Raw genomic sequence first — 23,933 nt, 5'->3', positions numbered from 1 at the left:
CATAAGTGATTTTGCTTTATGATGAAAATGTTCTACTTTCAGTCGAAAATCATCTTTCAGATATGAGAAAAGGAATATTCAATTGCCTTGCAACAATTATAGTTTTACTATCATCGCAGCTAAGTTTTGCAGCAACTGTTGATACGGTGCTTACTCACAGTAATGTGATGAATAAGGACATTAAGGCTGTTGTTGTGAAACCTCGAAATTATGAAGCTTCATCAAAACGATTTCCGGTTTTATATTTATTACACGGTGCTGGGGGTAAGTATTCTGATTGGCTATTGAACACCAAAGACAAAGAGGCTGTTAAAAAACTAGCAGACAATTTTGGGATGATGGTTGTTTGCCCGGATGGAGGAGTAACCAGCTGGTATTTCGATAGCCCGGTCGACCCTACCTATCAATACGAAACTTATGTTTCAAAAGAATTGGTCGAATTTGTTGATCGGAAATATCGCTCTATTGCAGATAGAAATGGCCGGGCAATAACAGGTTTAAGTATGGGCGGTCATGGAGGTTTATATCTCGCTTTCAGGCACCAGGATGTTTATGGTGCCTGTGGAAGTATGAGCGGAGGAGTAGACATCAGACCTTTTCCTGAAAACTGGAGTATAGCAAAAAGGCTTGGTCCCTACAACCAGTTTCCTGAACGTTGGGAAGCCAATACTGTGATTAATTTAACACATCTTTTAAGTCCGAATAAACTGGCCATTATATTTGATGTTGGCCGGAACGATTTCTTCTATGATGTTAATGTGGCGCTGCATGATAAATTAACGGCCCGCAATATTCCTCATGATTTTACAGTAAGGCCCGGAGCTCACAATTTTGAGTATTGGGAGAATGCCGTTGCTTACCAAATGATGTATTTCAGTAAGTTTTTTAATAAAAATAATAACTAAAAGTTTAACTGGTTTAAAGCTAAAACCCCAATCAAGCCTAAAATAGATACTATGCTTTCCATCATGGTCCAGGTGCTGAAAGTTTCTTTCAAGGTGAGGTTAAAATATTCCTTAAACATCCAAAAACCGGTATCGTTTACGTGAGAAAACATTAAACTGCCGGCGCCAACCGAAAGTACCATTAACTCTGGAGGCGCACTTGGGCCAATTAACGGCAAAACCATTCCGGAAGCGGTAAGTGCAGCTACAGTTGCCGAACCCAGTGTAACCCGAAGTGCTGCAGTAATTAGCCAGGCTAAAATTAATGGCGAAAGACTCAGGTTTGCAGTTAAAGTTTTAACCGTTTCGCCCATTCCACTGTCAATTAAGATTTGTTTAAAGGCACCACCGGCAGCGATAATTAAGATAATCATGGCGATGCTTTTAACACCTTCGGCGCAAGATTCCATTGCTTTCTCAATACTGCTCTGTTGGAGAAATAAGGTAATCAGTACAGAAATTAATAAAGCCGCCGTTGGATCTGCAAGAAAAACAAAAAAGGTTTTCCCAACGTAAGGAAAGCTTATACTGCTTCCGGCGGTTCCGGCAACGATTAAGAAAACAGGCAGCAGTGCGGTAATAAAACTTCTGGCGGCAGAAGGTAAATTTTTTCCTTCTTCGATGACTAAAGTGGATAGGATTGGCTGATCTTTTTTGATGATTAATCGCGGAAAGAAAACACCAGCAATTGCGGCAATTGGCAAGGTTAAAATTAAGCCGTAAATAAGCGTTTTGCCTATATCGGCATGGAAAATTCCTGCTAATGCAACCGGACCAGGATGTGGTGGTAAAAAGCCATGTGTTACCGAAAGAGCGGTAGCCATTGGTAAGCCGATGTATAACTTCGAAAGACCTGTAGCAGCGGATATGGCGAAAACTAAAGGAATCAGAACTACAAAACCGGCATTGTAAAACAATGGGATGCCGACCATGAGTCCGGTAATTAATACCGCCCATTGGATATTGTTTTTGCCAAAAGCTTTAATCAGAATAAATACAATTCTCTGTGCGGAACCGCTATCCTCAATTAATTTCCCCATCATAGCACCAAGGGCAAGCACCATTACCATGCTGCCCAGCGTACTGCCGACACCGCTGGTAATCGAACTCATTACTTTTGCAGCAGGCATACCCAGGAACAAACCAGTCAAAATAGCAACTGCCAATAAGGCAATCATCGGGTTAATCTTTTTCAAGATCAATACAAAGAGAACCAGAATTCCGAGTAGCAGAATGAGTATTGACATTGTTGTTGGTTTAAGGGAATATCTTTAAGACTTACTTTTTTACAATGATTGTTCTTCCCGTGACGAGATAAAATTCGTAAATTTTGTATAAACCGTCGTCGTCTATCTCAATGCTTTCCACCAGGCCGGTTTTACTAAAGGTATCGGTTACCATATCGCCAATTTTAACATCCCGGAGTACATCATCAGGCGTTTCACTGTTTAATCTGATCATGTAGTAAATGTATTATTTAAACAATAAATACGGATAGAAAATTTACTTTAACTCCTCTTTATTTACAATTACTTCTAAAAGGCTGTGCAATAATGAAATTGTTAAGTTGATTTCCTTTCCGTCATTTTTAATTTCATCATCGATATGAATGTCCGACCCTTTCCAGGTAATGTTTAGTTTTTTGGTTTGAATCGGCTTAATCGGGAAGACAGTTTTTTTACCAGTAAGGATATCCTGAATGTATTTCTCCATTACCTTTCGCTTTTCTACTGGAACAATAACAACATCAAAGAAACCATCACCAGGATCAGCGTTTTCACTAAGTTTTAAGTTTGGCCCTAATCTGGAAATATTCATCACTTCTACCATCAAACAATGTTTTTCAATTACTTGATCATCAATTTCTATCCTGCAAGCAATTGCCGGGTATGATTGTGATATTTTCAGTAAGGTATCGAGCGCAAGTTCAAATTCATCCTCGGTAGATTTAATGTGATCGGTGTTGGTATTCTCTAAAGTTTCAATGAGTTTAGGAAAAAGTCCGAAGCCAACAGCTTCTATGAAGTAAGCTGCTTTTTCCAAACCTAACACCTGGCCCACATCAAAATTCCGAAGTTTATACGAATCCCAGGTAGAAATATTTTTTCCTACATCTTCAGTAATTCCCAATGATGTAGCAATATTATTGGCTGTACCGAAAGGAAGCAAAGCAATAGGTCTTTTAAATTTTAGCTTTTTGCTTAACAAATTCATAATCGTTTTACGAATCGTACCATCGCCGCCGGCTATCGCAATAAACTCGGTTTCTGGTGCTATATCTTTTAACGATTTACTGTTCGAGGCCACACAAGAACACTTGTAACCGTAGGATTTCATGATCTTTATAATCTCTGTTTTGGAATGTTTCCCCTCTCCAGCGGTTGGATTATGAACTAAACGAACCAATTTATCTGCCTTTTTCATATTGATTGGAACAATATCGCTGTCAATTAGGTTTTAAAGTATAGCACATAATTTTAACTATTGATCATGAATATTCTCATCACAAATGACGACGGTATCTATAGTCCGGGGATTGCAGCTTTAGCAAAAATTGCACAGCGCTTCGGCACAGTAAGGATTGTAGCTCCCGATGTAGAACAATCATCAATGGGGCATGCCATTACACACTCGCGGCCGTTATCCATCAAATCATCACCAATAACATTCGAAAACGTTGATGCCTTTCGTGTAAATGGAACTCCTGCCGATTGTGTCGCCTTGGGCCTGCACATGTTTCCTGATACCAATGTGGTGCTATCGGGGATTAATATGGGGCCAAATTTGGGTAACTCCATGTGGCATTCGGGTACCTTAGCCGCCGCTAAGCAAGCAGTGCTATTAGGCATTAAAGGAATTGCCTTAAGTACACCAGTTGGTAAAACGGAGCCTGATTTTAGTGCAATTGACCCTTTTGTAGAGCAAACACTTCAAATTCTGTTGCAAAACGATGATTTGAGGCTTTACAATGTAAATTTCCCGCCGAAGCCGATAGATATCAAATGGACCAGGCAATCCGTTAGACTTTATGATGGACAAGTGGTTCCAGGTGAGGATCCGATGGGTAGAAAGCATTTCTGGATTACGGTAACGCCACTCGAGCCAGCCGATGAAAATACAGATCGCTGGGCTGTGGAGCATGATTTTGTATCCATCACGCCTTTACGGTTGGATTTAACCAATGAAAGCGAACTATCAGGTAAACTAGATATTATTGAGGTAAACCACTAAAAAAGGCATGATTGATAGTCGGCTATTGATCATGCTTTGTCCAGACCAAATCTGCAGTTTGATAACCTAAACCCTGTGCTTTTTTCAAATAAGCCTGTTTGATGTTTTCGGGAATCGTTTTCGTCCGCGATAAAATCCAAAGGTAATCCAGGTTATTCCCTACAACTAAAGCATATTGGTAATCTTTATCAATTTCAATTACGTTATAACCTGCATAAAATGGGCCGAAGAAGGAAACTTTCAATCTTGCTTCATCGTTTTCGTTTACAAATTTGGCCTTGCCTATGCTTTCCTTCCACTCTTTTTTAACGTAGTTGTATCCTCTATTATCAACTTTGATGGTTCCATCATCATTAAGCGAATAGGTTGCCGTTACATTATTTAAATCTTTTTCAAACTTGAAATCCATTCTGGCAATTTCATACCAGGTTCCTAAATATTTATCTTTTTGAAAAGGTTTAATTGCCTTAGCGCCCTGCGGAATAGAAACACTGCAACTAGCATAACTAATAATGATCACGCCTAAAGTGGCTAGTAATATTGCATTTCTTAGCTTATTGTTCATGTGTATCTTTTTAGATTAATTGAACAGCTGTTCAGCAAAAAGGTTTTTTGATAGATCGATATTTAACATAATGATAACCTAACGCTGAACTAAATCAAAGTGTTAAATTTCGATTCGATATGGTTTTTAGCTTGTTTTTGAAATTCTTCGGGGGTTTGGTTGGTTTGTTTTTTGAAAAATCTGCTAAAATAAGGCCGATCGGAAAAGCCAAGATCATAAGATATTTCTTTAATGGTAAGTTCGCTATGGATGATTTTCCTTTTCGCTTCCAAAATAATACGGTCATGAATAATTTGCATGCCTGTTTTGTTCAGCTTATCTTTCAAAATTTGATTTAAGCGCTTCGAACTGATTCCAATTTTACCAGCGTAAAAATCTGTGTTCCTAATTTGTTGATAATTGCTCTCCAGCAACATCAAAAATTCATAAACTCTTTTCTGGTTGATATCCTGGCTGGTAAAATCGTGCTCTTTGACTTGTATTAATTTTAAAATAAAAACTTTAAGTAATGCTTTGATGATGATTAAGTTATTTTCTGATTTGTGATATTCATTCTCTATCAGGCTATAAATGGCGCCTAACTCCTTTGCGGTTTCTCCATCAAGCCTAAGGCAGGAAAATTCTCCCTGAACATTGAATATTTTAAACAGATCTAACAAAAATTCTTTATCCTCTCCCTCAAGCACAGATCGTTTGAAAGATATCAATTCGCCATTCTTCCCTGCTTTGTTAAGTTGATGAACTCGATAGGGTGGGATAAGATAAATCCAGTCGCCCTTGCTGTCAATTTCCGAATGGGGCGATAAGGCATGTAAGGCATTTTCATTCTTTAGCCATACGATTTCGAAAAATTCTTTGCGGCTTGGATCGTTAAGGTAGCTCGGTGGGCAGTTATTTAGATTTCTAATGTAAATAACTGATTTTTCCAGATTGAAATCGCTTGCTGTGTTCATCACCATCAAAGTTAAACACTTAATTTCTTTGCAGTTGGATAATAAGGAACATATGGAGGACTATTCGGAAACTTAACAGGTATCATTAACTATTTATGACTTTTAAAGGATAGAATTTCCTTATTGTACCATAATAATGGCTGAAAGTATAACTAAACACAGCAGAGTCAAATCTACCTTTGAGCAACAAATCAATCATCAGGAATGGAGCTTAAGACATTAATGGAAGAGGTGGAAAAGGACAAAAAGAAATTAGAAACAATAGATAATCAACAGCTGGTATGGAGTTTACAAACCAATTTGAACCACATTATAGAAGAAAATTTAAATCTAGCTAAACGGCTGGAGCTTGAGCAAATCATCCCAGTTATTTATCAGATCCAACAGGCCAATCATATCTTCATTACTGCGGCTGGTCGTTCAGGTTTTGCAATGCGAGCAGCAGCCATGCGCCTGATGCACTTGGGTTTTAGCGTTTATTATGTTGGAGATACCACTACGCCCGCCATCAAAAAAGGCGATTTATTGATAGCTGCGTCAGGATCGGGCACCACTGAAACGATTGTCAGATCAGCAGAAAAATCAATTGAAGCAGGGGCGAAGCTGGTGGCCATAACCACAAACTCAACATCGAAATTGGCCGAGCTGGCAACTCATACCGTCATTATTCCTGCAGCAGAAAAGCAGGATCATAGCAAGAAAATTTCCAGTCAATATGCAGGTAGTTTATTCGAGCAATTTCTTTTATTGCTTAATGATGCCATTTTTCAATCTCTATGGAAGTTAAGCAATAAGCCTGCAGAAGTGCTTTGGAAGAACCATTCAAATTTAGAGTAAAATCATATTTATCATTTATAAAACAAATCATGGCAAAATTACAAGTAGCAATCGATTTATTAACAACAGAAGAGGCATTGGCTTTGGCAGCGAAAGTTGCACCCTATGTCGATATCATAGAGTTGGGTACACCTTTAATCAAAAATATTGGATCAAGCGTAATCACTGCGATGAAAAATGCCCATCCAGATAAACTGGTTTTTGCTGATCTGAAAACTGCTGATGCAGGAGAACTGGAAGCTGATATTGCTTTTAAAGCTGGAGCCGATTTAGTAACCGTGATGGGCGCAGCTGGAAATGCTACTATTATCGGCGCAGTAAAAGCTGCAAAAGCACATGGAAAAGGTGTTGTTGTAGACACCATTGGCTATCCTGACAGGGTAAAAAGAGCACAGGAAGTGACGGAACTGGGCGTTGAATTTGTAGAACTACACGCCGGTTTAGATGAGCAGTGGACAGCCGGTTATTCTATTCAGGTTTTAATAGATGAGGCGGCAAGAGTGGGTGTTCCAGTTTCAATAGCTGGTGGCGTAAACATTGAAAACGTAACGGCAGTGGTTAAAGCTGGCGTAAAAGTGGTGGTTGCAGGTGCTGCTATCTATGGTGCTGAAGATCCTGCTGCTGCAGCAAAAGCACTTCGTGAAGCAATTGATGCTGCTTAATCTCAGTAGTTTTAATTACATTTAAGAAGGAGGCTGTATCATAGATAAGAAATGTCATCCTGAGCCTGTCGAAGGACTTGCTAAATATGCCTTTTGAGGCGTTTCGATAAGCTCAACGTGACAAGATTCAAAGATAAATTGATTTATGAGACAACCTCCTTTTTTTATGAAGTACCAGATTACCCTTCTGTTCTTAATATCTTAAGCGGTGGTTGATTTAAAATGCTTCTTGTGCTTAACACCCCAGTAATTACCACAATAAAAACAACTGATCCGAAAAGGCCTAATGTTGCCCAAAAGGGAGGAATGAAAATAGCCTCGAAGCTAAATTTAGCTAAAGCCCAACTTCCGCCGATAGCCAGAATTAAGCCGGCTCCCGCTGCAAAGGCTCCTAAGAAGAAATATTCAATAGCATTAATGGCTAAAATCTGCTTTCTGCTTGCACCAAGTGTTCTTAATAAAATGCTTTCTTTTAATCTTTGATTTTTGCTTGTAAGTACCGCTGATACCAAAACAATCCAGCCAGTTACCATGCTAAACCCTGCCATAAATTGAATAACAAAACCAATTTTATCAAGGATTTCATCCAGCAATTTTAATATTAGATCTAAATCAATCACCGATACATTCGGGAAGTTTTTAACCACTTCACCCTGAAATTTAGCCGATAGTTCACTTGTAGGTACGCGGGTCATGAGTACGTGGAACTGTGGCGCTTCTTCCAGTACCCCGGCAGGGAAAACAACCCTGAAATTGGTTTGCATCCGACTCCAATTTACCTCCCTTAAACTTCCAACAACCGTCGGAATCATCATGCCTTGTACGTTAAAGAGAATCTTATCATCTAAGCCCACGTTAATTTGATCAGCGTATCGCTGATCCAGAGAAATATAAATGGTTTCTTTAGGCTTCACTTTACCAATCCAATTGCCCTTAACAATTTTCTCAGCTGCGGTTAAACTGTCTTGATAAGTCGCCCTGATTTCGTTTCGATATGCTCTTCGATTATTAGTATCTGCACTGGCTTTTTTTCCGTTGATTTCTTCAATCCGCATCGTAACCACGGGTACTTGGTTCATCAATGGCAATTTAAAGGCTTGAGTTAAGCTATCGATTCTCTTTTTTTGTGTTTTCTGGATATCGAACATCACCATGTTAGGTTGATTACTGCCAGATGAAAGCGTAACCCGACTCATTAAAATTCCCTGAACAAAAAACAACGTACCGATAAAAGCCGTGGATAAGCCAATAGAAACGGTAAGCATTAAGGTTTGGTTATTAGGTCGGTATAAATTGGCAAACCCTTGTCGCCATAAGTAATTCGATGATTTCGGAAGTAGCGTTTTTACCAAAAACATTAATAACCTGGAAAGGATAATCAGCAAAATAAAGGCAACGCCAATGCTTACCGTAAAAGCCAAAGTTTGTACCCAGGTTTTCATTTGCAAATGGGTAAAACCGACCACAAATGCAGCCATTAACAAATAAACCAACCAGGTAAAAAAATCGCTTTTGCTACGTGTTTTTTCGAACGATAAACGGATAGCATTGAGCGGGGATATTTTCCTGACTGATAGGAGTGAAGGCAAAGCAAACAACACCGAAATGATTAAGCCAAGCAGTAGACCTTGACCAACCGCCGACCAGGAAATTTGCATGGTAATTTCAACGGGCAGAAAATCTTTTAATACTAAGGGTAATAAAAACTGAATGCCTGTACCGAGAACAACACCAATTGTGGCGGCAATTAAGCCAATAAAAAATATTTGGATAAGATAAATGAAAAATGCGTGTCGCGATTTTAGCCCCAGGCAACGCAAAGTGGCAATGGCGCTCAGTTTTTCCTGAATGTAAACATGAATGGCGCTTCCCACACCTACGCAACCAAGTAACAATGCAATAAAGCCGGAAAGTGCAAGAAAGCGATTTACATCTTTGAAAGATCGGCCGGTTTGTTCTTTCCGAGATTCAACTGTATCGGCATCAAAACCTTCCTTCTCGAGTTTTACCTCATTCTTTTTTACCCATTCATCCACACCCGATGGATCATCGTACCGGAAGTAGAACTTATTGTTAATTCTACTGCCTGTTTTTATCAGATTGGTTTTTTCTAAATATTTTAATGGCAAATAAACGATTGGTGCTACGCTTGCCGCAATCCCATTTTGTCCAGGCGCTTTAATTAATGATCCTAATATTTTAAATTTTAAATCACCAATTTGAACAGAATCGCCAACTTTAGTGTTGAACTGCAGCATCAGGGTTTGATCTACTAAAGCCGTTCTATCTTCTTGAAAATGTTTTGCCGCACTTGCCGGCTGGGTTTCTATCGATCCATAATAGGGATAATTGCCTTCTAAGGCTTTCATTTGAACCAACCTGCTGCCACCGCCGTTTTCGAAATAGATCATCGAAGCAAAGGTCTTTTCCTGAGATTTTTCATCGCCTAAACTATCGATAACCTTCTGCATCGCCTTACTTACTCCTTTTCTACTGTCGAGCACTAAATCGGCACCAGTTAGTTCTTTGGCCTGAGCATCAATATCGCGTTGCAAATTATCCTTAAAAGAATATACTGCAACCAAAGCAGCAATCCCTAAAACAATCGAGGAGATAAAAAGTAAAAGCCTTGATCGGTTCTTTCGGCTGTCTCGCCAGGCCATTTTGAAAAGCCATGAAAAACTGATACTTTGTTTTGGGATATGATTAGGCATAAGTTGAGTTTTCATCTGAAATAATTACTCCACCTTTAATTTTTATGGTTCTGCTGGTTCGGGCGGCAAGTTCTAAATCGTGGGTTACAATTACCAAAGTTGTACCGAAATCTTTATTCAGATCAAAAAGCAGTTTGATTACCTTTTCGCTGGTTTCTGCATCGAGGTTGCCGGTAGGTTCATCAGCAAAAAGAATTGCAGGTTTATTAGAAAAAGCCCTGGCCAGCGATACACGTTGCTGTTCTCCACCCGATAATTGAATAGGATAGTGGTGCGAACGATCGGCCAAACCTACTTTGTCAAGCAGTTCCATCGCTTGGACTTTAATATTTTTAGCACCTCTCAATTCCATAGGCACCATTACATTTTCTAATGCCGTTAATGTTGGCAAAAGCTGGAAATTCTGGAAAATAAAACCTACATATTGGTTTCGAACGGCAGCTCGTTCATCTTCATTTAGCTTTTCGAGCGCAATACCATTTAATTCTACGGTTCCGCTACTCGCCCGATCTAGTCCGGCACATAAACCTAAAAGTGTCGTTTTCCCACTACCGGAAGGGCCAGTAATGGCAACTGTTGAACCTGCTTCGATAGAGAAATTAATTTGATCTAAAACAGTAAGGTCTCTCCCAGCGTTTTGATAAATTTTACTTACTTTCTGAATGTTTAAAATATTTTCCAAATTTTTGAATTAAAGTTTTGTACCTATGTTTTACCAAACATAACCCGGCATTGCCTGTTAAGATAATGGTTTTTATTTAGAGAAAAAATTAGTTATGATGTTACGAAAACGCTTTATTGGTTTATTTGTTTTGGCTATCCTTATTGCTTCCTGTGGAAACAATAAGCGAACTGGAAATGAAGAAAAAACTTTAGATTCGGCTGACCAAAAGCAAGCAGCTAGATCCATCCAAAAGAAAACCATCCTTTTTTTCGGCACCAGTTTAACCGCTGGGTATGGTCTTGATCCAACAGAAGCTTTTCCTGCATTGATTCAAAATAGAATCGACTCTTTGAATTTACCTTACTCCGTTATTAATGGCGGATTGAGTGGAGAAACATCTGCAGGAGGAAAAGGTAGAATAGATTGGTTGTTGAAACAGCCTATTGATATATTTGTGTTGGAACTCGGCGCCAACGACGGTTTAAGAGGGTTGCCTGTAAAACAAACTACTAAAAATCTTCAGGATATTATTGATGCCGTTAAAGCGAAATATCCAAATGTTAAAATGGTGTTAGCCGGTATGCAAATGCCACCAAGTATGGGCGCCAGATACGCAAATGATTTCAAAAATATATTTCCCGATTTAGCCAGGAAAAATAATATGGCGCTCATTCCTTTTTTGTTAGATAAAGTGGGCGGAATCCCAAAATTAAATCAGGAGGATGGAATTCATCCAACGGCAGAAGGAGACAAGATTTTAGCTGAAAACGTTTGGGTGGTGTTGAAACCGCTTTTGTAGTGAAAACCCAGATGTCAACATTGTTAATCTGAAACAGTTCCAGTTGCAACTTCGCCAAATCTTTGATACTTGGCAAATATCACCCCTTTTTTGCTGGTAACACTTTCTATTAATTTAAATGAAGTCGCACTTGCTTCATCATTAAAGAGTCGTTTACCCTTACCTAATATTACCGGATGGATCATCAAAATAAATTCATCAACCAAGTTGTTCGCTAACAATAATTGAACAAGTTTACTGCTCCCCCAAACCTTTATATCGCCACCATTAGTTTTTTTAAGCTGTATGATATCTTCCAGATTGGTAAGGAAAGTGGTGTTTTTCCAATTGGAGTGTTTTAAGGTTGATGACAAGACATATTTGTTTACCTCATTAATCCCTGGCCAACCATCTTCTCTGTCTGGCCAATAATCAGCAAAGATATCGAAGGTTTTTCTGCCTAGGAGGATATCAGAAGCTTCCATATTCTTTTGCATTTCTTTGCCAGAGATCTCGTCGTTGAAAGGGGCAACCCAGCCTCCATATTCGAAACCTCCAGTATGGTCCTCATCAGGACCGCCTGGCGCCTGCATTACTCCATCTAACGACATCATAGATAAAACAATAATTTTTCTCATTATCAAGTGTTTATAAAAGTCTTATTACAAATTTTTAGCCAGAATTTTAGGAATAGAGAAGCTATTTTCCATTTTCCAATAGGAGAAACCACATCATAAAACCTTTCACTAATTATAATTAATTTAAATAAATAGAGCTGAAATGCATTATTTAGAATGATTCTTGTTAACTTAGCCCGAAATTCTTTTGCCCTGCAAAGCGCTATCGAATTTGTTAATCAAAACTATTAAGCTTAGAAATGAAAAAAATCCTAATTGCTGTTCTTGCAATGGCATCGTTTACTGCACAGGCTCAAAAAAACACCTTTTTTGATCAGTCTTTTTGGAAAGGAAATACAGACTTAGCAACAATTAAGGCAGAAATTGCGAAAGGCAGTAATCCTTCACAATTAAACCCAATGTCGTTCGATGCAACTGTATTGGCTATCAACAATAATGCGCCAACGGAAACGATTTTATACCTTTTATCGCAACCTGGTAATGATGTGAATAAAATTACGCACGATAGCAGAACTTATCTGTTCTGGGCAGCATCTAGAGGAAATGTGGCAGTGATGGAACACCTGTTAAAAAATGGTGCTAAAGTTAATCTTCAGGATAGTCATGGGGCAACGCCATTAACCTTTGCAGCAGGCGGCGGCCAGGCTGATACTAAAGTTTACGATCTTTTAATTGCAAACGGTGCCGATGTAAAAACCAATTTAAATCATGATGGCGCAAACGCATTATTAATTGGAATCGCCAATGATAAAAACTTTGCTTTAACGGATTATTTTGTAGGCAAAGGATTAAGCTTAAACAGTACCGATGCTGTTGGCAACACCGCTTTTAACTATGTGGCAAGAAGTGGTAACATCGAGTTGATGAACAAATTGATTGCAAAAGGCGTAAAATATAACGACAATGCTTTTATTATGGCTGCACAGGGTGGACGAGGAAGTTCAAATGGTATAGCTGTTTTTCAATATTTGGAAAGCCTTAAATTAAAGCCAACTGTTATTGGAAGCAATGGAGAAAATGCTTTATCGTATGTAGCCCGTAAACCGAAGCAAGAAGAAGTAATCAACTATTTCCTATCAAAAGGAGTGGATGTGAATGCAGCAGATAAAGAAGGCAACACTGCTTTTATGGCTGCCGCCGGAGGGAATAGAGATTTAGCTACCTTGGAGTTATTAGCCAAAAGTGTAAAAAACGTTAATCAGGTAAATGCAAAAGGTGTATCTGCATTGGCAATGGCAGTTCGTGGTAATTCTGCAGAGGCGGTTAGTTTTCTGTTGAGCAAAGGTGCTGATATTAACGGTGCCGATAAAGATGGAAATAACCTGGCTTATTATCTTTTCCAATCTTATGGACCTCGTGGTATGGAAGACTTTAATGCTAAACTAAAAGTGTTAACTGATAAAGGTCTTAATCTTGCTGCAGTGCAGCCAAATGGCAATACTTTATATCATTTAGCGGTTGCTAAAAACGATTTGGCTTTAGCAAAACTGGTTGCCGATTACAAAGTGGATGTAAACTTGAAAAATAAAGAGGGTTATACTGCGTTACACAAAGCTGCAATGACGGCTAAAGATACCGAGCTTTTGAAATATTTAATTTCTGTAGGTGCGAAAAAAGATGTAGCAACAGAGTTTAAAGAAACACCATACGATTTAGCCACCGAAAACGAATTTTTGACTAAAAACAAAGTATCAATCGACTTTTTGAAATAATAAAATGAATAACATATATAAACTGTGCCTCGCTTTTGCTTTAATTCTATTCGTACCTAAATTATCATCGGCACAAAAAACTACAAAATACAAGTGTATGGTTCAAATGACCAACTACACAGGTGAAGGTGCTTATATCGCGGTATCGCTAATCAATGCAAAAGGCGCTTACGAAAAAACACTTTATGTGATGGGATCAGATAAGAAATGGTATCCTGACTTAAAAGAATGGCACAAAGCTTATAAAAGTAAGCCCACAAATATTAGTGCTGTTACCGGCGCATCAGTAACGGGTGGCGATAGAAGTGTAACTACTTTTGATATTGAAACCGCTAAAATTAACAAAGGTTACAAGTTGCGTTTCGAAACTGCTGTTGAAGACAATAAATACTATGTTAAAGATGCTGAAATTCCTTTAACAACTGAAGGTTTGGCCGCTAAAACAGAAGGAACGGGTTACATTAGGTACGTGCGCCTAAGCCCTAACTAAAAGCTTATTCAATGACAATTTCTCTATGGAGATACAGCCACCTTGCTTTAGCTGTATCTTCTTTTCTTTTTATTACACTTGCATCCGTTACAGGTATCATCCTATCATTTAAGCCCGTCACTGAAAAGATTCAGCCTTATAAATCAAAAGATTTCAATCAGCTTAATGTTGCCCAGCTCATCCCGACATTGCATAAATCCTATACGGATATTGCTGACGTAACCATTGATGCCAATCAATTTGTAATTGTAAATGGCACAGACTCGAATGAGAAGTCCGGAAATTTTTATGTCGATCCTAAAACTGGCAAATCATTTGGTAAAGTCGCCAAAGAGAATGAATTTTTTAGGTGGACCACTACTTTACATAGGTCGTTATTTCTGCATGAATTGGGGAGGCTTTTTGTTGGTATTACCGCCTTTCTGTTATTTCTTATTGCAACATCTGGTACAGTTTTGATTATTCAGCGCCAACGCAGCCTAAAGAAATTTTTCGGGAAGATTGTTAAAGATGGATTTGCACAATACTATCATGTTGTTTTAGGGCGTTTGCTCTTAATTCCAATCATCATCATTTCGCTATCTGGTACCTACCTTTCATTACAACGATTTGGGATTATTAAGGAAGAAAAAATAACGCACAAAGTTGATTTCGATGCCTTAAAAACCACTCCTGCAAAACCGATTAGCGATTTTGAGGTTTTCAAAAATATCCCATTAAGCGACTTACAATCAATAGAGTTTCCCTTTTCTGAAGATGTAGAGGATTATTTTACGCTTAAACTTACCGACAAGGAAATTACCGTGAATCAAGTTACGGGAGATATTATTACCCAACAAACTTACTCCAGAGCCACCATTTTTAATAACCTCAGTATGGATTTACATACGGGTAGAGGAAGTGCCATTTGGGCGATTGTTTTAGCCATTGCATCGGCAAATATCCTGTTTTTTATCTATTCGGGTTTTGTAATTTGGTGGAAACGCAGCCGTAACGGTATCAAAAACAAATACAAGTTCGATCAGGCAGAATATATTTTACTGGTTGGCTCTGAAAACGGTAGTACCTTTCGTTTTGCCAATGCCATTCAACAACAGCTTTTAAAGAATGGGAAAAGTGCCTTCATGGCCGAACTTAATGATTACAAAGTTTATCCAAAGGCCGAGCATATTTTAATTTTTGCGGCAACTTACGGTCAGGGAGATGCGCCGACAAATGCTTCGAAGTTTAAATCGCTCCTAAAAAAGCATAAACAATTATCAATTGTCGATTTTTCGGTAGTTGCCTTTGGTTCTCAAGCCTACCCTGATTTTTGCAAGTTTGGTTACGAAGTTAACAATGCTTTAGCGCATGAAGATTGGGCAAAACCCTTGCTCGAAATCCATACCGTAAACGATCGGTCGCCAGAGGATTTTATGCGATGGGCAAACTTATGGGCACAGGCTTCTCATATCGAGCTAAGTGCTATTGATAAATTGCTTGCCCCAAAACCTGCGAAAACGCAGGAGTTTCAAGTAGTAGATAAAACAGTTTCAAGCCATGAGGATACTTCATTCATTATCCGCTTAAAGCCTCTTAAAAAAACTAAATTTACTTCTGGTGATTTATTAGCTGTTTACCCGGCAAACGATCATCGAGAACGTTTATATTCCATTGGTAAAATGGATAAAGATGTTCAGTTAAGCGTTAAACTTCATCAAGGAGGTTTAGGCTCGGGTTTTTTGCACGATCTTAAAATCGATGAGAAATTCAAGGCTGCGGTTGTTAAGAATACACATTTTCATTTTCCTGCTAAAGCAAAAACGGTAGTCATGGTTTCAAACGGAACGGGTATAGCGCCGTTTTTAGGTATGATAGATCAGCAAGGAAGAGTGCAGGATATTCATCTGTACTGTGGTTTTAGAAACAAAGCGTCGTTTACACTTTACGAAAATGCAATCAATAAAGAAGCCAATTTGCTTACTTCTCTCCATGTAGCCTATTCTAGAGAAGGAGAAAAACAATATGTTAAAGATCTTCTTTTAAAAGACCAGTCTTTTGTATGCCAAACATTAAAAGATAATGGAGTGATTATGCTTTGCGGTTCTTTAAGTATGCAGAAAGATGTGATCGAGTTGTTGGATCAATTATGTCAGCAAGACCATCAAAAAAGTATTAGTTACTATCAATCGCGAGGTCAGATTTTAATGGATTGTTATTAGCCTGGAGTTCGATTAATATTTCTTGAAGCCTTGGTTAGCAGCGTTTCCATCATTGCAAAGCACGGTTTGTCTCCACCGTTCGGGGAAAGCAATTTATATTAGGTAAGAAAGATTGCTCCACCTCGCACAAGTCTGGGTTTGCAATGAGGATCGTTCTTGTAAAATGCGCACAGCTATTGTAAAAGGCATTTTAATCTCTAACGCCTGGGTCTGTGTCCTCACAGACCGGAACACAAAAAAGCAAATAATGGTCTGCGGGGACACAGACCATGGAGAAAGAAAACAATCTATTTAGGTAATAAAGATTGCTTCATCTCGCACAAGTCTGGGTTTGCAATGATGATTGTTCTTGTGAAATGCGCACAGCTATTGTAAAAGGCATTTTAATCTCTAACTCTTGGGTCTGTATTCTCACAGACCGAAACACTAATTTTATGAAATGAATTAACCATCAGCTAGTCTCCGCAAAAATGCGGAAAACCTAGTTACTTCCAGATGCCTATATTCCCTTCTTCCACTCTTTAAGCAATTTCTCACTGATATTTTCGGAATGATAAACCTTTCCATCATCACTGAACAAAATACAACTGTAAAGCGGATAGGCTTTGATCAGTTCGAGTGCTTTATCTTTTCCCAAAACCATCATCGAGGTACTAAAACCATTGGCAAGCTCAGCATCTGGTCCAAATACGGTTACGCTCGTTAAACCTGTAGCTGGGTAGCCTGTAACGGGGTTGATGATATGAGAATAGCGTTTTCCATTGAACACCACAAATTTCTCATAGCTTCCTGAGGTGACCACCGCAGCAGTTTTAAGCGGAACTACCGCAAAAAGGCTGTCTTTATTAAATGGATTGGTAATTCCTATTACCCAATGTTTTGCTTTAGGTGGTTTCCCCCACGTACTCATGTCGCCAGATCCATTTACAATGCCTGCCTTTATTCCTTTCGCAAGCATCATACTTCTACATCGATCTGCAGCATAACCTTCACCCAATGCTCCAAAACCAATTTTCATCCCTTTTAATTTTAAAAAGATTGTCGAATTTAAACTATCAAGAATGATGTTTTCATAACCTACTTTTTCGACGGATTTTTTTACTGTTTCATCATCGGGCATAGCTATCATCGATCCATCGAATTTCCAAATCCTGTCCATCGCTGCAAAACTAATATCAAATGCACCGTTTGTTATTTTTGAAAGGTTAAGCGCCCTTTGGGTGAGATCAAAAACTTCCTTGTCAACTTTTACAGGTTTTATTCCCGCATTTCTATTTACTTTCGAAATTTGTGTTTCGGGTTTCCAGTCTGAAATTAAGTATTCAATTCGGCTGATTTCTGCGATCACACTATCAATATTTTGCGTGGCGGTTAGGGCATCTTTAGCTACAATAGTAATTTCAAACTTACTGCCCATCAACAAGGTGGTGCGTTTCTTTAATACTTGCGCTGATGCTGTAAACTGTAAGAGGACAAAAAAAATGATAAAGCTTCTTTTCAATGATATGATATTTAAGTAAAAAAGGCTTTTGGTAATTCAGAAAGCTATAGTATCTGCTCTGAACTATTACTTTGCTATGAATTGATAAAAATGAACAAACTCACGATGCCAAAACCATTCGGTGTGCTTTCCATCTTCTTTCTCCAAAAAAACAATGTTTTGATTCTTTTCTTTAGAGTTCAAGATATCATACATCTTTTTCGTGTTCTGAACCATTGTAAATCCTTCTTTATCGCCAGCAACAAAAAATATTTTGCTGTGTTTTAAGCCATTTAATTTAGTAGTTACTTCTGTATAAATTTGAGGGGCTAACCAAAACGCCGGACTAAAAACGCCAGCCGAACCAAATACTTTTGGGTATTGTGCAATGGCGTGCATGGAAATTAAGCCACCCATTGAGCTGCCGGCTATCGAAGTGTTTGCAAAATCTTTCAAGGTTCTGTAGTTCGAATCAATGTGAGGCTTTAATGTTTCCACTAAAAAGGAAACATATGCTTGTCCTTCTCCTTTGCCGTATTGACTGTCGTAAGGATTATATTCTTTTAGCCTATCCTTGCCACCATGATCTATTCCTACAACGATCATTTCCTTTGATCCTTCACGATTTAAGCTGTCCATGATTGAATCAACTGCCCATTCATCGGCTCTCGGCGGATTGGCATGAAATAAATTCTGACCGTCCTGCATATAAATTACAGGATAACGCTTGTTAGACTTTACATAATCTTTAGGCAAATAGATCCAAATCTGGCGATACTTATTCAATTGTGGCATGTAAAAAGCAGAATCCACAAGATGAACATGGTCGCCGAAATGGTATTTTTCTTTAACTTGCTTAAAATTATCCGACCAATTTGCAATCTCTATATCCATTACAGTATCAACATCTAAATTTAAAACTCTGTTTGCTACTGATGCGCCATTTTTTTGGCATTCAGTTTTATCCCAGCTTCCTCGGGTAATTTTAAACTCATGGTTTCCTTTTGGTAAATTCAACGCGACTTCATAAGTAAGGCTATCTTTTTGCTTTAAAATGAAAGCTTCACTTCTTGGGTTCCAATCGTTAAAACTGCCCGCAATGAAGAGTGTATCTTGTGTTTTCTGATGAACACTAACATTTAGCAATACCTTAACCTGTGCAATTGAAATGACCGGTAAAAGCAGAATAATGATGAATAGCCTTCCAGTCATAATAAGTTTGGTGGTGTAATCAATTGATATCTAAAACTTAAAGATTGGCGAAAACGAAGTTTAACCTGGCCAATTCAGTTTTAACTTGATTCATCCCTATTAAACCACCCGACATGCCGCTAGTTTGCTGAAAAATATTAACCACTAGTTCATTTTTTTCGGCAGGTGTCATGCTCACGCTGAATTTAAAATATTTTACTAACGCTCCCAGCAAAATGCGCTGTATTCTGCTGCCTTTCTCTAAAATTAAATTACCAAAACCTTGGTCTTGTACTTTATATCCTTGTTGTTCTAAATGGTAAACAATTGTTTTAGTCATTTCCTCAACAGATACATTTCCGTACAAATTTGAGATTAACCCATCCACAGTTTGAAGGTTTTTGATAAAATAAGGCATAAATTATTTTAGTTGGTTTAAAACATTGAATAGTTTCTTATTAATTCCGCTTCCACTATAATTGTTGATGTTAATCACAATTACATATTTATTACCTGCAGTGTCGGTGTGATAGCCTGCAAAAGCAGAAACATCATTTATCGTTCCACTTTTTATTTTCATGCCATTGTATTCTGGTAAACCTTTATAAAAATCGGTAAACCAGCTTTCTTTTTGGATTTTGAATAGAATGTTGGCCATTGCTGAGGTAGTTACTCTATCGCCAGGAGAAAGTCCGCTACCATCGATGATGTTCAAAGCTGTTTTATCGATCCCTTTTGCTGCCCAATAATTAATTTCTGTTTCTGCACCTTTTGCGGTTGTCGCTGGCTTTCCTGATTTTAAGGCAATTGTTTTTAGCAAAGTTTCACCGTATAAATTGATGCTTTTGTTTAAAAACCAATAACTGATTTCGCTCAACGTTGGTGAACTAATAGTGCTTATTTTTTGGCTTACAGAAGGAATAGGCTGATTATTCAAAGCGAGGAGCCTTGCTGTTGTAGCTTCCAAACTTGTTGGAATTCCTAATTTCTTCAAGGTGTCCTGTAAACGATAAGCACAATCCAAGGCAGGATCAGGTGTGGCAACAGAGATACCGGTTTTGCCAATTCCCATTCCCCAACTGCCACGTAAATAAGCCACATTACTGTATGGCGGCAGAAAGGCATAACTTCTATCACCAGTTCCGGAAGCACCGGTTTTCAACTCATTTACCAACTTAATATAGGGTGTTTCAGGTACTGTTTTTATAACTTTAACTTCATCAGCTGTGCTAGCGCCCGGACGTAAATGAATGTCGAACTGATTTTCTCTCCAGGCTAAACCTGAAGTACCTGCGCCGTAATAGTTTCCTATATCTTGCCAAACCCAACCTTCTGGTGTAGTTTGTGTTCCAAAAATGCTATCGTCACCAATAATCGAACCTTCAATTTTTTTAATTCCTGCAGCTTTTATAGCCGCAACCCATTGAGTTAAAACTGCATTTTCTTTATTTTGATAACGCCAGGAGCCAAGCGTGGGATCGCCACTTCCTATAATCACAAGATTTCCTTTCAAAGTGCCATCACTTGTGATGTTTCCAGTGTAGGCTAAGGTAGTTTGAAATTGGAAGTCTTTGCCTAAAATACTAAAAGCAGTGGCTGCGGTAATCGTTTTCAAAGTTGATGCAGTAGCCAAACCAATTTGCTCATTCTTTGCAAACAGTGTTTTGCCGCTATTAGCATCTAACACACAAAGTGATAAAAGGGCATGTTTCGCCTGCTCATCTGCCAATAAATTATTGAAAGCTTTTTCGAGGTTTTGGATTTTGTTTTGGGCATTAACAAAATGGCCAACGAGCACAAATACGAAAAGAAGGGATATTTTAAAACGCATAAACTAGCTATTGAAGAGGAACAAATATAAAGTTATTTGAAAGCCTAAGCCAATAATTATAGTACCAAACTATTTTATTTGAAAAGCAAAACCTGTAGTACTTGGGTTTGCTTCGGACCCGGTTTATTTTACGCAGTTTAAAATTACTATCCGGGCCACCTCAACCTGATCAAAGCGAGATGCCGATTTTTTATCGGCAGAAGCGGGAGCAGGACAGGTGTAAGTTAAAAGCTACCGAAACTGCTTGCCAAAATAAAGGTTAATTTGTTATGCTATCCATTAAAAAGCTTATTGCGCTTAATTTCTTTTCCCTGGCGCAATTTAACCGCATGATAAATTGTAGGAACATCATTTGTCCACTTTTTTAAGGTAAATATTATTGCAGCGATTTCCAGCCGTGTAGCTACTCCAAGCCACAAACAAAGCTCAAACAACACGACAGATCGGCAATGAATCATTATTTCGATGAGCGCTGCGAATAGCGTTAAAGTCCAGATTTTGGCACCGATGGAATGTGTAGCAACCTCTTTTTTAAACTTCAAATAGCTAATTAGATAAATCATTACCTCTGCACCAATTAAAATGGTCAGCTTAACGGCGTTGGTTTTAAAAAAATCTGGACATTGGATATAAGTCGCCACAGCAACAGAAATAAAGAAAACCTGGTCGATCCCAGAATCCAATCGCCTCAATTTTTCTGAAGAGATATCCAGTTTTCTTGCAATGATGCCATCAAAAACATCAGTTAACAAGCCTATTGTTAATAAGGAAATGGCAAAAAAGGAATAAAGATTTACCTGAAAAACGCTCAACAAAATAATAATAAAGCCAATAAGCAATCTGGAATATATTAATGCTATCGGAATGTTTTTCATGAGTGGAGAGCGCATAAAAAAGCCTCCACTTTTATCGGAGGCTTTGAGTTATAGTTAAACTAATTCTTTCTGAATTAGATATTCTGCAATTTGAACTGCGTTGGTTGCAGCACCTTTGCGCAAATTATCTGCAACAATCCAAAGGTTTAAAGCTTTCGGCGCTGATTCATCTCTACGAATACGACCAACAAAAACTTCATCTTTCTCATGTGCATCTTTTGGCATTGGGTATTTTAAGTTTGCTACATCATCAACAACGATAATACCAGGCGATTTTTCTAAAATACTGCGCACTTCAGCTAAATCGAAATCGTTTTCAAATTCGATGTTAACCGACTCTGAGTGACCGCCCATTACAGGAATACGAACAGTTGTCGCCGTAACTTTAATGTTGTTATCGCTCATGATTTTATTTGTTTCCTTCACCATTTTCATTTCTTCTTTGGTATAACCATTTTCCATGAAAACGTCGATATGAGGAAGCACATTTAAATCGATTTCGTAAGGATAAGCTTTCGGGCCATCAATGCCTTTGCGCTCATTCATCAATTGTTCAACGGCTTTAACGCCCGTTCCGGTAACCGATTGATAGGTAGAAACCACTACACGTTTGATTTTGTATTTATCATGTAACGGTTTTAAAACCACTACCATTTGAATGGTAGAGCAGTTTGGATTAGCAATGATTTTATTGTCGATAGAAAGCTCATGCGCATTAACTTCCGGAACGATTAATTTAACCGCTGGGTCCATTCTCCATGCCGAAGAGTTATCAATAACGGTTGTTCCGGCCTCTTTAAAACGAGGTGCATGCTCTAATGAAGTATTGCCTCCGGCAGAGAATAAAGCGATATCTGGTCTCATGCCAATTGCAGTGTCCATGCTAACGATTGGGAACTTCTTACCCTTAAAAGTAATTTCCTTACCAACACTCTTTTCTGATGCCACGGGAATTAACTCTGTTAAAGGGAAATTTCTCTCCTCCAATACTTTTAACATCACGGTACCAACCAATCCGGTTGCACCTACAACTGCTACTTTCATTTTAGATTTTAATTATTATATTTATTAAACATTTGATATAAGCCCAAATATGGTAAAAATTACGCTTATATCCCTATTGTTATTCTTTAAATTTACGGTTGATATTCTAAGTCCTATATTTTCTACGGAATTTATAGGCAATGACACGTTTTCCATCCCAACGTTCGCCAACAAATCCCCTATTAATATTAAACAGAGAAATCCATCTAATATTATCAGCAAAGGTGATATTCTGATTTCTGAAATTTTATTTAATCCGCGATCTGGAGGCGTTGATTTTGTAGAGATACACAATAATTCAAATCACGAAATTGATTTAAAGGAGTTACAGCTTGCAAACGCAAATGCTGCTGGCGAACCTGCAAGCATTAAAAATGTTTCTTCAGCAAAGCTGATGATAGCGCCAGGAAGTTATTGGGTAATTACCACCAATCAAGCGAATATCAAGCTAAATTACCAAACAAAGTTTCCAAATCAATTTGTGCAAATTAGTAGTTTGCCCGCATTTAACAATGATAAAGGAGTGGTCATTTTATTGAGCAATAATCAGGTGCTAGATCGGTTGGACTACAATGCGAAAACTCATCATCCTTTAATCCAGGATGAAGATGGGATTTCTTTGGAGCGTGTTTCGTTTAATGCCGGCGCAAACGAAGCGGGTAATTTTAAATCAGCAGCGGCTACTTCAGGTTTCGCCACACCAACTTATAGAAATTCTCAAGAATTGACTGGCGATGAAAATTTCGCTCGCTTGATATCTAAAACTTTTTCACCTGATGGCGATAACTTTGAGGATTTGATGATACTCCAATATCAACTTGCTGCGAACGCAAGTTTAGCTACGGTTAACATTTACAATGATGAAGGAAAATTGGTGAGGCAATTGTTAAAAAACCAAACCATTGGTACAAATGGAAATTTAACCTGGGATGGAGTAGGAGACAACGGGGAGAAAGCCGCTGTTGGCATCTATGTTATTTTGTTTGAGTTTTTCGATTTAAATGGAAATACGAAACGGATCAAAAATACGTGTGTATTGGCCGGGAAGCTGAATTAGAGAATATCTGAAAAAAATATTGAGATCATAATTCCGTAATTAAAATGAGTTAGCCTTATATCTGCT

23 protein-coding genes are annotated in these 23,933 nt (G+C 38.3%); 9 read left to right on the top strand and 14 right to left on the bottom strand.

Annotated features, from left to right (window positions below; all coding sequences use genetic code 11):
* Window positions 1–62 precede the first annotated feature (62 nt).
* Entirely contained in the window at window positions 63–905 is an 843-nt protein-coding gene (locus ACZZZK_RS08150) for an alpha/beta hydrolase (RefSeq protein ID WP_463483712.1), read from the top strand.
* Here the strand turns inward: ACZZZK_RS08150 and ACZZZK_RS08145 are convergent.
* From ACZZZK_RS08145 to ACZZZK_RS08135, 3 genes are read right to left on the bottom strand one after another with little or no spacing between them, the layout of a single operon-like run.
* Window positions 902–2,191, bottom strand: coding sequence for a GntT/GntP/DsdX family permease (locus ACZZZK_RS08145; protein WP_463483711.1), 1,290 nt, complete (start codon window positions 2,189–2,191; stop codon window positions 902–904). The two genes, ACZZZK_RS08150 and ACZZZK_RS08145, sit on opposite strands and share 4 nt — an antisense overlap.
* 31 nt (window positions 2,192–2,222) lie before the next feature.
* Window positions 2,223–2,405, bottom strand: coding sequence for a hypothetical protein (locus ACZZZK_RS08140; RefSeq protein ID WP_463483710.1), 183 nt, complete (start codon window positions 2,403–2,405; stop codon window positions 2,223–2,225).
* 42 nt (window positions 2,406–2,447) lie between these two features.
* Complete coding sequence (locus ACZZZK_RS08135; protein WP_463483709.1) at window positions 2,448–3,368, bottom strand: diacylglycerol/lipid kinase family protein; 921 nt, start codon at window positions 3,366–3,368, stop codon at window positions 2,448–2,450.
* Between the two features lie 66 nt (window positions 3,369–3,434).
* On the opposite strand from ACZZZK_RS08135, the gene surE reads away from it, so the two are divergent.
* The gene (gene surE, locus ACZZZK_RS08130; protein ID WP_463483708.1) at window positions 3,435–4,175 is read left to right on the top strand and encodes a 5'/3'-nucleotidase SurE; all 741 of its coding nucleotides are present in this window, start codon (window positions 3,435–3,437) and stop codon (window positions 4,173–4,175) included.
* 22 nt (window positions 4,176–4,197) lie between these two features.
* Here surE and ACZZZK_RS08125 read toward each other — a convergent pair whose 3' ends face one another.
* Window positions 4,198–4,740 carry a lipocalin family protein gene (locus ACZZZK_RS08125; RefSeq protein ID WP_463483707.1) on the bottom strand — a complete coding sequence of 181 codons (543 nt, stop codon included), beginning with the start codon at window positions 4,738–4,740 and terminating at the stop codon, window positions 4,198–4,200.
* A gap of 89 nt (window positions 4,741–4,829) precedes the next feature.
* The gene (locus tag ACZZZK_RS08120) at window positions 4,830–5,693 is read right to left on the bottom strand and encodes an AraC family transcriptional regulator (protein WP_463483706.1); all 864 of its coding nucleotides are present in this window, start codon (window positions 5,691–5,693) and stop codon (window positions 4,830–4,832) included.
* A 204-nt stretch (window positions 5,694–5,897) separates the two neighbouring features.
* On the opposite strand from ACZZZK_RS08120, the gene hxlB reads away from it, so the two are divergent.
* Both hxlB and hxlA read left to right on the top strand, forming a co-directional pair.
* On the top strand, window positions 5,898–6,530 hold the full coding sequence (hxlB, locus tag ACZZZK_RS08115) for a 6-phospho-3-hexuloisomerase (protein ID WP_463483705.1): 633 nt from the start codon (window positions 5,898–5,900) through the stop codon (window positions 6,528–6,530).
* 29 nt (window positions 6,531–6,559) lie between these two features.
* Complete coding sequence (hxlA, locus tag ACZZZK_RS08110; RefSeq protein WP_056851640.1) at window positions 6,560–7,192, top strand: 3-hexulose-6-phosphate synthase; 633 nt, start codon at window positions 6,560–6,562, stop codon at window positions 7,190–7,192.
* Window positions 7,193–7,371: 179 nt separating this feature from the next.
* On the opposite strand, the gene ACZZZK_RS08105 is transcribed toward hxlA, so the two are convergent.
* Both ACZZZK_RS08105 and ACZZZK_RS08100 read right to left on the bottom strand, forming a co-directional pair.
* The gene (locus ACZZZK_RS08105; protein WP_463483704.1) at window positions 7,372–9,921 is read right to left on the bottom strand and encodes an ABC transporter permease; all 2,550 of its coding nucleotides are present in this window, start codon (window positions 9,919–9,921) and stop codon (window positions 7,372–7,374) included.
* Window positions 9,899–10,588 carry an ABC transporter ATP-binding protein gene (locus tag ACZZZK_RS08100; RefSeq protein ID WP_463483703.1) on the bottom strand — a complete coding sequence of 230 codons (690 nt, stop codon included), beginning with the start codon at window positions 10,586–10,588 and terminating at the stop codon, window positions 9,899–9,901. Before ACZZZK_RS08100 ends, ACZZZK_RS08105 begins: the two co-directional genes overlap by 23 nt.
* A gap of 94 nt (window positions 10,589–10,682) precedes the next feature.
* On the opposite strand from ACZZZK_RS08100, the gene ACZZZK_RS08095 reads away from it, so the two are divergent.
* On the top strand, window positions 10,683–11,369 hold the full coding sequence (locus ACZZZK_RS08095; RefSeq protein ID WP_463483702.1) for an arylesterase: 687 nt from the start codon (window positions 10,683–10,685) through the stop codon (window positions 11,367–11,369).
* A gap of 23 nt (window positions 11,370–11,392) precedes the next feature.
* Here ACZZZK_RS08095 and ACZZZK_RS08090 read toward each other — a convergent pair whose 3' ends face one another.
* On the bottom strand, window positions 11,393–11,986 hold the full coding sequence (locus tag ACZZZK_RS08090) for a dihydrofolate reductase family protein (RefSeq protein ID WP_463483701.1): 594 nt from the start codon (window positions 11,984–11,986) through the stop codon (window positions 11,393–11,395).
* A 239-nt stretch (window positions 11,987–12,225) separates the two neighbouring features.
* On the opposite strand from ACZZZK_RS08090, the gene ACZZZK_RS08085 reads away from it, so the two are divergent.
* From ACZZZK_RS08085 to ACZZZK_RS08075, 3 genes are read left to right on the top strand one after another with little or no spacing between them, the layout of a single operon-like run.
* On the top strand, window positions 12,226–13,698 hold the full coding sequence (locus tag ACZZZK_RS08085) for an ankyrin repeat domain-containing protein (RefSeq protein ID WP_463483700.1): 1,473 nt from the start codon (window positions 12,226–12,228) through the stop codon (window positions 13,696–13,698).
* A 4-nt stretch (window positions 13,699–13,702) separates the two neighbouring features.
* Window positions 13,703–14,188, top strand: a complete 486-nt coding sequence (locus ACZZZK_RS08080) for a DUF2271 domain-containing protein (RefSeq protein WP_463483699.1) — start codon at window positions 13,703–13,705, stop codon at window positions 14,186–14,188.
* 11 nt (window positions 14,189–14,199) lie between these two features.
* The gene (locus tag ACZZZK_RS08075) at window positions 14,200–16,389 is read left to right on the top strand and encodes a PepSY domain-containing protein (protein WP_463483698.1); all 2,190 of its coding nucleotides are present in this window, start codon (window positions 14,200–14,202) and stop codon (window positions 16,387–16,389) included.
* A 499-nt stretch (window positions 16,390–16,888) separates the two neighbouring features.
* Here ACZZZK_RS08075 and ACZZZK_RS08070 read toward each other — a convergent pair whose 3' ends face one another.
* The 6 genes from ACZZZK_RS08070 to ACZZZK_RS08045 all read right to left on the bottom strand — a co-directional run bounded on the left by ACZZZK_RS08070 (window position 16,889) and on the right by ACZZZK_RS08045 (window position 22,810).
* Entirely contained in the window at window positions 16,889–17,890 is a 1,002-nt protein-coding gene (locus ACZZZK_RS08070; RefSeq protein ID WP_463483697.1) for an FAD:protein FMN transferase, read from the bottom strand.
* Between the two features lie 66 nt (window positions 17,891–17,956).
* Window positions 17,957–19,081 carry an alpha/beta hydrolase-fold protein gene (locus ACZZZK_RS08065; RefSeq protein WP_463483696.1) on the bottom strand — a complete coding sequence of 375 codons (1,125 nt, stop codon included), beginning with the start codon at window positions 19,079–19,081 and terminating at the stop codon, window positions 17,957–17,959.
* A gap of 37 nt (window positions 19,082–19,118) precedes the next feature.
* Window positions 19,119–19,478, bottom strand: a complete 360-nt coding sequence (locus ACZZZK_RS08060) for a hypothetical protein (RefSeq protein ID WP_463483695.1) — start codon at window positions 19,476–19,478, stop codon at window positions 19,119–19,121.
* Between the two features lie 3 nt (window positions 19,479–19,481).
* Window positions 19,482–20,891 carry a D-alanyl-D-alanine carboxypeptidase/D-alanyl-D-alanine endopeptidase gene (dacB, locus tag ACZZZK_RS08055; protein ID WP_463483694.1) on the bottom strand — a complete coding sequence of 470 codons (1,410 nt, stop codon included), beginning with the start codon at window positions 20,889–20,891 and terminating at the stop codon, window positions 19,482–19,484.
* Window positions 20,892–21,163: 272 nt separating this feature from the next.
* A complete protein-coding gene (locus ACZZZK_RS08050; protein WP_463483693.1) occupies window positions 21,164–21,766 on the bottom strand; it encodes a CDP-alcohol phosphatidyltransferase family protein in 603 nt (200 codons plus the stop codon).
* A 54-nt stretch (window positions 21,767–21,820) separates the two neighbouring features.
* Window positions 21,821–22,810, bottom strand: a complete 990-nt coding sequence (locus ACZZZK_RS08045; protein ID WP_056851652.1) for an aspartate-semialdehyde dehydrogenase — start codon at window positions 22,808–22,810, stop codon at window positions 21,821–21,823.
* Between the two features lie 49 nt (window positions 22,811–22,859).
* On the opposite strand from ACZZZK_RS08045, the gene ACZZZK_RS08040 reads away from it, so the two are divergent.
* Window positions 22,860–23,867: a lamin tail domain-containing protein gene (locus ACZZZK_RS08040; protein ID WP_463483692.1), complete on the top strand. Its 1,008-nt coding sequence runs from the start codon at window positions 22,860–22,862 to the stop codon at window positions 23,865–23,867.
* The last annotated feature ends 66 nt before the right edge of the window (window positions 23,868–23,933 follow it).

The organism is Pedobacter sp. AC163 (genome assembly GCF_979258665.1).
This window is presented reverse-complemented; position numbering and strand designations above follow the sequence as displayed.